At 42.7% G+C, this 12,460-nt stretch carries 7 protein-coding genes and 1 pseudogene; 3 read left to right on the top strand and 5 right to left on the bottom strand.

The features are described from left to right. Positions 1-231 precede the first annotated feature (231 nt). Together K9M52_RS17830 and K9M52_RS17825 are read left to right on the top strand one after the other, a co-directional pair. Complete coding sequence (locus tag K9M52_RS17830; RefSeq protein ID WP_224069793.1) at positions 232-2,289, top strand: glucosidase family protein; 2,058 nt, start codon at positions 232-234, stop codon at positions 2,287-2,289. A gap of 235 nt (positions 2,290-2,524) precedes the next feature. Further along, positions 2,525-3,151 carry a TlpA family protein disulfide reductase gene (locus tag K9M52_RS17825; protein ID WP_224069792.1) on the top strand — a complete coding sequence of 209 codons (627 nt, stop codon included), beginning with the start codon at positions 2,525-2,527 and terminating at the stop codon, positions 3,149-3,151. A 607-nt stretch (positions 3,152-3,758) separates the two neighbouring features. Here K9M52_RS17825 and K9M52_RS17820 read toward each other — a convergent pair. After that, positions 3,759-4,772 (bottom strand): helix-turn-helix domain-containing protein, encoded by a 1,014-nt coding sequence (locus tag K9M52_RS17820; RefSeq protein WP_224069791.1) that lies wholly within the window; start codon positions 4,770-4,772, stop codon positions 3,759-3,761. A gap of 523 nt (positions 4,773-5,295) precedes the next feature. Between K9M52_RS17820 and K9M52_RS19230 the strand changes: the two are divergent. Beyond that, positions 5,296-5,478: pseudogene (locus K9M52_RS19230) on the top strand (zinc ribbon domain-containing protein); the annotation flags it as partial. 185 nt (positions 5,479-5,663) lie between these two features. On the opposite strand, the gene K9M52_RS17810 reads toward K9M52_RS19230, so the two are convergent. From K9M52_RS17810 to K9M52_RS17795, 4 genes are all read right to left on the bottom strand, one after another. Further along, positions 5,664-5,891, bottom strand: a complete 228-nt coding sequence (locus K9M52_RS17810; RefSeq protein WP_224069789.1) for a hypothetical protein — start codon at positions 5,889-5,891, stop codon at positions 5,664-5,666. 463 nt (positions 5,892-6,354) lie between these two features. Then, entirely contained in the window at positions 6,355-6,891 is a 537-nt protein-coding gene (locus tag K9M52_RS17805; RefSeq protein WP_224069788.1) for a DUF488 domain-containing protein, read from the bottom strand. A 194-nt stretch (positions 6,892-7,085) separates the two neighbouring features. Continuing rightward, complete coding sequence (locus K9M52_RS17800; protein ID WP_224069787.1) at positions 7,086-8,720, bottom strand: RagB/SusD family nutrient uptake outer membrane protein; 1,635 nt, start codon at positions 8,718-8,720, stop codon at positions 7,086-7,088. Between the two features lie 71 nt (positions 8,721-8,791). After that, positions 8,792-11,989, bottom strand: coding sequence for a SusC/RagA family TonB-linked outer membrane protein (locus tag K9M52_RS17795; protein ID WP_224069786.1), 3,198 nt, complete (start codon positions 11,987-11,989; stop codon positions 8,792-8,794). Positions 11,990-12,460 lie beyond the last annotated feature (471 nt).

The following is a 12,460-nucleotide window of genomic DNA, read 5'->3' as shown; positions in this document are numbered from 1 at the left end:
ATTTTCAATAATTGGTAGGTTAGCCGGGCCCAACCCTTATGGTTGGGTCCGGTGTTTTATTGGAGAAATGGATAGCTTATTAAGGCCTGCACCCTTCGTATCATTTTATTTGGCAAGCCGATTCGAATTTCTTAAGAAAAAAGAGGGTAGTCACGGTACACTTCTCATATATAATCCATAAATTGTAGGAGAATCTGCTCATTCGCCTATTCTATTTATTAATATCATCCCATGAAGATATATCGTCATAACCTGGGTTATTATAGTAAGTTACTCTTCCTGTTATTATTTGTGAGCTTATATAGCAGGAAGATCGGGGCGCAAAAGCCAATATGGAACCTGGAAGATTCGGTGGATGGAGGAATCGCTTTGCAGGTGGCCTCATTAAAGAGCTCCTACCAGGACCACCTGGAGATGAGTGGAAAATACATGGCTGCAATTGTCCGCTATGGGGTGGATGAACACAGCAGGCTGGTTTTAAAAAGACAGCTTATCTTTACCAGATTACGTATTATCCCTAATAACACGTATGGTCAACTCAGCCAGCACTTTAATGGGCCGCCGTTGCCAGGCATTACGATAAATGGCAGGCCGCTGCAATTACAACCCACCCGCTTTAGTATTCACGGACAACTGGGCTTCACTGCCACAACCCCGGAAGGATTGCTCATAAAAGCAAACCTGTTCCCGAGTATGGACAAACCAGCCTTTATTGAGCAATACCGGCTTGTAAACCAGTCTGAGAAACCTGTAACTTTAAACTTTCAGGGCATTAAAGACAGCGTCCGAATGACAGACAGTTCCAAAGGTGTGTACGGCAGCTACGTGCTTCGGCAAAAGTATTTCCCGGAAAATGCCTTTAATAAGGACAATGTATTGGTCATAACTCCGGGCGACGCCATTGACCTGGCACTGGTAACGGATGGGCGCACTATGCAGGAACAGCCTTATCATTATGATGGCCGCTATGAATGGCAGAAAAGAGCCAGATATCTCAAGGAAATCCATCAAAACCTGGTGCTTCAAACGCCCAATGATACAATTAACCGGATGTTTGATTTTGCGAAGATCCGGGCATCGGAAAGTATTTTTGATACCAAGGGAGGGTTAATGCATGGGCCGGGCGGAGGTGTATATTATGCTGCCATTTGGGCCAATGATCAGGCAGAATATATGAGCCCGTTTTTCCCATTTCTGGGTTATGAGGAAGGTAACGCGTCTGCTATTAATTGTTACCGGCTATTTGCCCGGTATATGAATCCTGAATATAAACCGCTGCCCAGCTCCATTATTGCAGAAGGAACAGATGTCTGGCAGGGCGCAGGGGATAGGGGCGACCAGGCGATGATCGCCTATGGCGCATCCAGATTTGCACTGGCATATGGCGAAATAGTGGAAGCGAAACGATGTTGGAAGCTGATCACCTGGTGCCTTAACTTTTTGGAGACCAGAAAATTACCGGAGGGTATTATTGCTTCTAATAGTGATGAACTGGAAGGTCGCTTTCCTTCCGGTAAGGCCAACCTTTCCACAAATGCGCTGGCTTATGGTGCCTTAGTCAGTGCGGCAGACCTGGCAAGAGCACTTGGTCACACAGATTCCGTCCGTATTTATAAAGCGCGCGCAAAGGCGCTGGCATTCGCTATTGAGCAGTATTTTGGCAGGACAATAGATCATTTTGAAACCTATCGATATTATGACGGCAATACCACATTACGGTCCTGGATCTGCCTGCCACTGGTGATGGGACTGATGGATCGTAAAGAAGGTACGGCCGCGGCACTACTCAGTAAACAACTTTGGAGCAAGAATGGTATTTTGACAGAACAGGGAGACAGCACTTATTGGGACAGAGGCACTCTGTATACCTTCAGAGGGCTATTCAATGCAGGAAAGACAGATCTCTGCTATCCATATTTCAGTTACTATAGTGCCATGCGCTTGCTAGGCAGCCATGTGCCTTATGCAATCGAAGCCTGGCCAGAAGGAGGGCAACGGCAATTGTCTGCAGAAAGTGGACTTTACCTGAGAGCGGTCACCGAGGGCTTGTTTGGTATCCAGCCAACCGGGTTTAATCGCTTTACATTAATGCCGTATATGCCCAGGGACTGGAAGACCATGACTTTAGCCCATATTAAAGCCTTCAATTCTGACAGTAACAAAGAGCAGGATTTTTCCGTCCGGGTAGACAGAGAGGGCGCAAAAATCAAAATTACGGTTTATAACAGGCACGGCGTATTGCATCATGGTTATTGGGACGAAAAAACGCCCTATGAAATAACGCTGTAGCCACAATACTCAGTCATCGTTTTTTTTGGTGAACAACAGCTGAGTTAATATATTCGTTTAAGTAAAATGATACCTGCGGCGCTGAGCAGGCTCGTTCATTGTTCAGATGACATTCAAGCGTCGAACGATAGTTGAAACAGGTTATCCGTATCATAGTCAAGACGATTTCGCAAGGCGGGCAGTTAACAGAACGAAACGAGGACCCCGTTATTTTTCGGCCGATAAAATGAATCTGATGCTAAAAAAAATAATATGGTCGGGTTTGATATTTACATCAATAGGCGTATGCATTTCGTGCCAAACCGGCAATAAAAGCAATGCTCCAGAACGGATCAAATCTGATAAACCGGTTAGTGTCGACACTGGAGGACTCGCGAGTGCTGCAAACAGAAAAGCTATGATTGCGGAGTTAGGCAAAAACTATCAAAAGTCAGCGCAAGGGCAATACCAAAAACGAATTGCAACCATTGCACCATTTAAGATACAATTGGTTGGTGGGCAGACATATACATATAAGTCCTTAGTACCTGGCAAAGCAGTTGTCTTAGTTTATTTCTCGCCGGGCTGCGACGAATGCCAGCGATTTACTGAAGCCCTGGTTAAAAGGCTGGAGGAGCTGAAGGATAAGCAGTTCGTTTTTATCACTTATGAAGAACTGGACAGCGTAGAAGCCTTTTATAAAAAGAACGCACTAGACAAATATCCGCAAATTAAAATGGGTACAGAAGGTTATCGTTTTACGGTGCAAAAATATTATAAAGTACAGCATTTCCCGTTTGTTGCCAGTTACGATAAATCAGGCCACCTAACGAAGATCTATGCGGACAACACTCGGCCAGAACAATTGGCCTCCAGGATCTGATTCATTGGATGTCGGTAAAGGAAGCAGGAAAAATAAAGGGGAAAATTCGATCGAATGGAGCCCCAATCAAATTTCCCCCAGTTTTTTCACGTGGCAAATCGAATCTTTCATACAACAGCAATCACTACTTGATTGTCGTTACACATTTTCAATCCAGATCGATGCTTGAAAGCACCAAAACTGGACGAGTATTTTTAAGCCAGTCGCGCCGTTCGCATGAAGCAGGTGACAGCATTAGCTTTCAATTATTATAAACCATAACAATTTACAGCGAATCAATGTCAACATAAAGTTTACGATCGTGATATCTTATTAATATTAGCAATAGCGAGCTTAGTCTTCTTCTTCAGTACTTGTTGTTTTCGTTTTTATTATCGTTGTTGTTTTTAATTCATTCTCTGATTAAACCCAAAGAGTCGTTTTCAAGCAATTGTCAGATTTCAAATTTTTCACGCATCTTGTCTAGAACACTCACCCGATCAACTTGAATCGCGGTACAAATATCCGTATTATTATCAGAAAACAGCCACAGTTAATAGAGAAAGATTACGTCATTTTTTGGTCAAAAGCTAAACAACAATAACTAAGAAAGTACTAGTTGCCTGCTTTAGGTCAAGTTATTGTTTCTATTTTTGAATAATCCGTATTTTTTACGGAACTGCTTAGGCGTGCAACCTTCAATATTTTTGAATGTTCTGGCAAAATGGCTCCCGGAATTAAAATTCATTATCATTGCATAATCATCATTGGTCAGATCCCTTTGCTGTATCATTAAAGATTTACACACTCGAATTTTCTCATTTAATACAAATACACTAGGCAGCACCCCAAACATAAGTTTAAACCCTTCTGTGAATTTTTTGTGTCCCATCATCGTCTCTTTGTAGAGGTCAGCAATCTTGATCCTTGTGGCAGGGTCAGCACCTAAACGCTCCTTCGCCTTTATCAAACGCCCGATTTCTTCAAAAGAATACTTGTAACTACAATCGAGGCTTTTATTATCCAGTATCGAATCCAGAAATTGCCGCAGTAATTGCCGATTGCCATTGCTGTCAAATCCTGCCTGTTTACACTTATCAACAATTTGCATAATCATCGCTTGTAAAGGCAGGTTTCTTGAACCGGCTTCCTGATATAACCGGGCATTAATACCCGAGCTAAAATAAGAAATCCATTCTCTAAAGGCAGGTTGATCGGCAATCAGTGTTTTAAAAGCCGGTATGGTCAGATGAACATCAAAGGTAACCAGGGGTGAATCGTGAAACTTAGCAGTAGATCTAACGGTGTGATTATACAATACGTTATGGTCGCCTTCTTTCAAATGTTGCCACTCATCGTCACCATTCTTATAAAGTGCATTTCCTTCAAGGATATTATGGAACTCAACGCCATCAATACTACCTACGCAATATATAGTGGTATTCTTGGTAAAAAGATAATGAGAGATCCAGATATTCCATAATGCGCCTGGTATATGTTGAAACAGCATATAACCGTTACTACCTACTTTGACGTGATAACCGGCGGCATCGGGGATTCTGTGGTTGTTGAATTTTTTGGGGATGCCCGCTTCAATGGTCAGTAAATTATGTCGGTCATCATAAAGTTTTAAATCATTCATGTGTAAACATTTCGTATTGGGATAACAGCTGGTACACTGTATCCGATATTAAAAGACTGGTTTTGCTTTATGTCGTCCGGTAAGTTGTTGTAAAAGGGGTTAGCCGGATAACATCTTTCCACATGTAGTTTTTGCCGTTAAAACGGCAGCCCAAATATAAGCAAATCTGTTGATTATTAATTAATTACCATAAAGAAATATGATAAAAGCAGTTATAGTATTCTGAAATAAGTGACTTAATTGGTTGTTTTGTAGTCATTTATAAAAGTCAAATTATTATCCGAAAATAAACAGTAAAATTGTTTAAATATACAAATTTCAAATTTTTCACTATATACTTCTAATAAATTGGAAAACTTTACGATTAATATTCTGAACAGCCGGCTATACAATTGTAGTAATATAAAAAAGATTACAAAATTTTCATTAAGCAAATAGTAACTGTTTAGCAAAATCCCTGTCAGATCTTTCACTGGGAAAGCTACTGGCCCGGTTAGCGTATAAATGAGACTGGTATGGCCGGAAGTCCGTGAAAGTTGACAGGTTCTTCTCCTCTTCCAAAACCTGTCATGTTTGCGGGGAAAAGAAAAAAGACCTGACTTTGGCAGACAGGACCTGGACCTGCGGCTGCTGTCATACCCACCATGACAAAGATGTAAATGCCAGGAACATACTCGGGAAAGGTCTAAAAATATTGTCCGGCTAGGGTGCGCAGTCGGACATTAAACAAAAACAGGCAGGAACGTCCCCATCAGGGGAGTCTGTGAGACCTAAAGCGAAGGCTATGCAAAACGAGAAATCTAATGCATAGCTGAGCAGTACCAGCAAATAAGTTATATTCACGCTACTGCCGGCTTGGAATAAAATCGTTTTGACGCAACTATGTAATGACTATTGATTACCGGTTGAATCAACTGTAGCGATGGTATCGGTTTTGGCCTTATCCAGACCATCATGTTGCTGATTGGTCATTGTGTGATCGTTTGTCCTGGTCTGAACGGTATCATAATGGCCTTCTTCTGAGCCCTCGTCATAACGGTTATGACAACTTTGTGCTGCAAATAATACTATCATGGTAATGGTGATGATCAAGCTGCCCGGTAAGCTTTTCGTTTTCATGGGACTCATTTTTAAGATTGTCGATCAAATTACAGAATAGACTCCCCAAATAACATTCCATCGTCGGCACAATCATATGAACAAAAGAGAGCCCCTGGGGAACCAGGGGCAATTTACAAGTACAAGAGTGAGGTTTTGTCGGATTCCTCTCACTGTAGCTAATACCAGTAGGAGCTGACTCTACTGGAATAATATATATACATAATAATATGATTACTATATATGCAACTAAATAATAATAAAAGTTAATATACTTGACCTTAATATATTACATTGAAAGCCTGCCTTACACAAGGCAGGTGGATGATTTTTGTCTCTATACAAATGTAAAGAAAATCCTAAAATAAAAAAATCTATTTATGAAAATAGAAAGGAAAGAAACATAAAAGGTTGATAATTAGTAATATATATTTTTACAATCATTATACTTTTCCGTTCAGCCCTACTTTACTCCTTTATTATATTATCGATAGGATAAATGCCCGTTCACGATTTTTGCGACGGCTGTATAAGGGTGGGCAGTGGCCTTTGCACGCCCCATTATGTGGTAAACCTGCCATCCTGCATTTTTTAGGTAATCGGAAACTAAAGACCGGTGGCAGCGCCACCATACGGCTTCGGCGCACATGATCACAGTTGTATGTTGCCGCGCCAGCATTTCCAGCTCTTCTATACCTGCAGCAAAAGCAGGTGTTTCCATATAATCAGCATAGGCCCGAAAAGAAGCATTGCGCCAGGCGACATTTGCTGAGTCTTTATGGATGGATCTTCTGCCGCCCAGGGCTTCCAGATGAAAATATTGTATGTCATGTTCCGGTAGAGCGTGTTGCAAATGTGCCTGACTGAACTGGGGCCATTTTGCAGAGCCGGGAAAACGGCGGATATCCACTAATAACCGGATTTGAAATTCCTTTAGCAAAGTCAAAAATTCAGCTTCTGACCGGTTTGAATGACCGATCGTATAGATGATGGGGAGCATTTCTTTGGAGGACGTTGACATTGTTTATTTTGTTATCGCAAATTACGGACCGGACGGGTATAAATCATTATACTACCTAGTTTGCCATAAATAAAAACTGTCTCCGGCCTATATATAGCCCTGGAGACAGCTTTCTTTTTATGGTCAATTATCTGCCTGCAATGGGTCAGCTTACCCATTCATGTCTGTACTTGCGGCACGGTACATACGTCTGTTTACCAATTGGGGTTTTGATGACCTTTTAACGCTTCACTGGCATCCAGGTCTTCCTGGGGAATAGGGAAATAATAATCTCTATCAGCGTTAAAGACTCTTTCTGATCCAACAGTAATATGATTTTTGCTGGTAAAAGTAACCTCTCCGGTCGTCATATTAACTTTACCCGGACGTACACCATACACAGGGCCATTCATCACTTCCGCACCGATCTTCCAGCGTTTCATATCATACCAGCGAAGTCCTTCAAACGCAAACTCGACGCGACGCTCATTGCGTAACCTTTTTCTAAGACCGGCCTGACTGGTTTCTGTGACCGGGGGCATATTGACACGGGCACGAACCTGATTGAGCATAGCAGCTGCTGTGGACAGATCCTTATTTTGCTCAATCAAGGCCTCCGCATATGTGAGCAATACCTCTGGATATCGGAAGACGATAAAGCTTAAGCCTTGCCCATCTGCCGGATCGCCATTGGGCAGATCATTGAGCGGCGCGCAATATTTACGCAGACAATAGCCGGTACGGCTACGGTTACCCTTGGAAGAATTGTAATATTCATCCGGGCCTACGGGTTCCAGGCTGTTGAAAATACGGCCGTTCCATTTCTCGCCGGGATAGATGATCGAAGCATAAAAACGAGGATCCCGGTTTTCATAGGGTTTATCCGCATTATATGCCGGATCATCAGTTATTGACTTTCCGTTTTTGGTCTCATAGGCGTCTACCAAACTCTGAGTAGGGTTGACAGAATTCCAGCCGCCTTCTGCTACTGTATATAATGCATCTATCCAAGAAGCCCAGGTAGGCGCTTTATAAGTAACTTCGAGAATCACTTCTTTATTGCGCGCAGGATCCGTCTGATTTTTCTCCCAGAAAAGTCCTTCATAGTTATTATATAAGCCATAAACGCCCAGATCAATGACTGCCTTGGCCGCTTTTTCAGCAGTGCTATAGTCGCCTGCGAAAAGGGCAACTCTGGCTTTCAGGGCTAAGGCAGCGCCGCGGGTGGCACGGCCATAATCTGCATCTTCTCTGGTGACTGGTAACTCGGCGGCAACGGTGTCCAGCTCGCTCAAAACAAAATCCGTGACTTCTTTTTCGGTGTTTCTGGGGTACTCATTTTCCTCTCCATAGGCTAATACTTTAGTCACAATGGGCACACCGCCAAAGAACATCATTTTTCTAGCATAGTTGAACGCTCTTAAAAACCGAACTTCTGCTTTCATTTCCGTTTTTTCTTCATCGGTCATTGAAGGAACCTTGTCGATGTTTTCCAGAAAATAATTGGCGTTCTTGATGCCTTCATAACTAAAATATGTCCGGTATACATCCGCGTATTTACCCGTCAGCGAAGGTGTTGCTGTGCCTTGTGCGATAAAATAAGGCAGCTGATTGGTAAAAGGACAGTATGCGTTGTCGGTAATATCATCTAAAAGAATGGTGTTTCCGTCCTCAAAAAAACCACTCATTTTAGTGAGTTGATAGACGGAGGCCAGATTACTTTCAGCTGCCTGTCTGTTGGTAAAATACTTGTCAGTAGAATAGCCGTCTGTGGGTTCCCGATCCAGCTTAACACAGGAAACAAACTGCAGAGCGGCAAGTACGGCCATTGCTAATATTATTTTTTTCATTCTAATAATTTTATAGGGTTTATTCAGCACGATCGACCGTCCTGAATAAAAATGGATTACTGTTTAACAGCTTAAAACGTAACATCGATGCCGAAGGAATAGGTCTTCAACAACGGATAACCGGCAGTAGGACTGGCGACTTCGGGATCAATCCCTAAATCCCTTGGTAGCTTGGACCAGGTATAGAGGTTTTGACCGGAGACATATAGTCTGGCGCTTCTCATACTGATTTTTTTAAGAAAGCTGTCGGGGAGGCTATAATATACGCGCAGATTCTTTAAACGCACATAAGAAGCATTAAACAAATACGTAGTGGAAGGGTAGGTGGCGTTGACGGAATTGGCGACAGATACCCTCGGCAACCGCGTATTATAGTTTTCTGGATGATTTATGGGATCATAGGAATTCTCGATAGTCCAGTTGGTAATGCCATAGCCGCTGCTAAATCCGTAACCGGTACTAGCGCCTAAATAAAGCCAACCACCAGCTGCACCCTGTAACATACCGGCAATACCAAAATTATGATAGCCAAAGTCAAAGTTCAGACCATACAGCCATTTAGGAGTGGAATTCTTGTCGATCAGCACACGATCACTATTATCGATCTTACCATCGCCATTTTGGTCAACAATTTTTTGGTCGCCATATGTTTGTCCATTGATCAGTGCAAAATCAGGATCTAAAAACTCTTCTTTAGTAATCAGTCCGTCAGCTTCATACAAGTAATAGGCATTATTAGGATGTCCGGCAATCTGAGCGGTCGTGGATCCTGGCGCCAATCCGACCCCCCCGAGATCCAGCAGCTTATTGGTGCCATAGCTCAGGTTGCCGTTCAGGCTATAGGAAAAACCATCTGGATTCATTTTGGTGAGTCCCAGCGACAGCTCAATACCTGCGTTGCGCATTTTACCAATGTTGGCTACATAATCTTTGCCGCCATTGACCGCCGAAACGGTTTTTGTCATCAACATCCCCCTTGTGGTTTTATTATAATAGCCTAACGAGAAGTTCACAAGGTTATTAAACATGGCGCCTTCCAAGGCAATATCAGTAATCGCTGTTCTTTCCCAGGTGAATGTGTTATTGGGGTCCTGTACCACACTCATGGGTGTAATCAGATTACCGCCAAATACATAATAGAGCTGCCCCCAATAAGCGGGATCCACTGTAGGACCCACAATAGCCTGATAAGGATAATATTTAGCATTGTTATCATCGTCAACCGCACCTACAATATTTTGGTTGCCCAATACACCATAACTGCTACGGAGTTTTAATTCGGAGAAGATATGACGCAGTGGAGCAAAAAAATCTTCCTGGGAGATGCGCCATCCGGCAGAGGCTGACGGGAAAAAGTCCCAGTGAGCGGAAGGCGTTAATCTGGAAGATCCGTCTTCTCTGGCGTTCAGCTCTAACAGATAACGGCTTTTGTAATCGTAGTTGATCCTGGCAAAAGCGCCCATCAGCCCCCAGTCCCAGTCAACACTACTATTATCTTTGCCGTCTGAGCCACCCAGCTGCAGGCTTCCGGAACTGTTATTGACGAAATCGCGGCGGAAAGCACTAAGGTATTTGTATTTTTCATATTCCTGCTGGCCGCCAACAATAACTTTAAGGTGGTGATCGCCAAAATGTTTATCATAGTTGAGATCCAGCTGCTGCATATAATGCATAGTGCTGAAGGATTCTTTGGTCGATGAATTCGGTCCTGTGGTCGTTCCGTTGGACCATTCCAGTGTATTTTTAAACTGATCTGCATTCGTACTTAGATAATTAACGCTGTTCGTAAAATTAAGTACCAGATCTTTAGTGATATCATAGTGCAACTTCAGATTGGCAATCACATTATAGATCTTCTTCTGATACAGGCCGCCTTCCTGCGCCTGGCGCACGGGGTTACGGGTATCATTGGTAGCCGTAATAACCCAGTCACCATTTTCATCTTTGATGAGGTCAACAGGACGCTGACGATTAATGGCACTGGTAATAGCCCACAGATCGCCGACTTTTGCCGATGTGGGCGCCTTTTGATTGGTATAGGTGAGCGCAAGGCCCAGATCGATGCCAAAACGGCCCAGATCAATGCCTGCATTATCCCGTAAGGTAACGCGGTCATAATCTGTGTGGACGACGTTGCCTTTCTCCTGAAAATAGCCCAAAGAAAGGTTATTTCTAACGGCGATATTTTCGTTGGACAGACCACCGGAAATATTTAGGTTATGGGACTGGGTAAACCCGTTTTCACTGAAAAGGGCATCACGCCAGTCAGTACTGGGTACCTGGCCGGATTTCCATGCAGCCAGCTCCTCATCGGTGAACACTTTTTTAGAAGGATCCATTTCCGGATTATTTCTGCTGGTCGCATCCATCATCAGGGCGGTGTTATAAGCATTGGCGTAGTTGTAGGCATTGGCTTCTTTAAAGAGTTCAGTCGGATTTTCTACCCCCACATAACCGGAATAATTAATACTTGCCTTACCGACTTTTGCCTGTTTAGTAGTAATCAGAATAACACCGTTGGCAGCCCTGGCTCCATATAAAGAGGATGCAGAGGCGTCTTTCAAAACCGATACTGAAGCAACATCATTGGGATTGATCATCGATAATGACCCCGGAATCCCGTCGATGATAACCAACGGATTCGTCTCGCTTTTCAATGAGCCTGCTCCGCGAATATTGATGGAAGGTGTAGCACCCGGCTGCCCCGAGTTAGAAACAATATTTAATCCGGGCACTTGTCCTTGTAAACCAGAGGTCAGGTTGGGTACCGGCCGGTCCTGCATGACCTTATTATCGACCACAGCGATAGAAGAGGTAATCAGATCTTTTTGCTGCTTACCAAAGGCAACAACCACGACCTCATCCAGATTGCCGGCGCCTTCTTCCATCTGAACAGTGATATCCGTCTGGCCTCCTACTTTAATTTCCTCAGTTTGTTTACCAATAGAAGTAAATACCAGAATAGACTCTGGTCCGGGAACTGTAATAGTAAATTCTCCCGAGATACCGGTGATCACCCCTTTATTGGTGCCTTTTATTTGTACAGACACGCCCTGAAGCGGCAACCCATACTGGTCTTTTACATGACCGGTAACAGTAATTTGCTGTTTGTTTGCCTGATCAGTGTAGCTGTCGTTGCTGCTTGGATTTCCTGCTGCCCATAAAAAACCGGACGGCATCATCAAAGCAGAAATAGCTATCAGGCCGACGCCATACTTAAAAGCGCCCTTGGTTTTGTCGAATAACAAAACTCCCTGAGATTTTTTCATGAATTCAAAATTTTTGTTGAGTGGATGGTCATTAATAAAACCAAAAAACACATTAACATTGCCTTGGTCAAATATAGGCAGGCACTTAACCAATTCTTGCAAATAGGCCGTCGTTACGCAAACGATTGACAAAATTTGCATAGGATAAAAAAATAATTATTCTTAAAAAACTAATACGCAATGTCGTCCGCAAAACAATGTAAAACAGACATTTGGAGCAATACAAAAAATAATACATGTTCATAGGTATAAAATGTTGTACCTATGAAAAAAAATGCAAAAACTCAGTTGTTTGCATAATTTGTTTTAGAAAACCATAACTAAAAAATTAGTATTGCTTTATAATTCATGTTAACTTAAAGTGGTTTTTCAACTTATCAATAATATCAATCTGGAATCACATATATAACATAATAACCGATCTTGAACACGCCGCTTATTTCTGTTACTAAAATGTATATATTATTGTTT

This window comes from Arachidicoccus terrestris, assembly GCF_020042345.1.
Lineage (GTDB): Bacteria > Bacteroidota > Bacteroidia > Chitinophagales > Chitinophagaceae > Arachidicoccus > Arachidicoccus terrestris.
The sequence above is the reverse complement of the archived record's forward strand: the minus strand, read 5'-3'. Positions and strand labels throughout refer to the sequence as shown.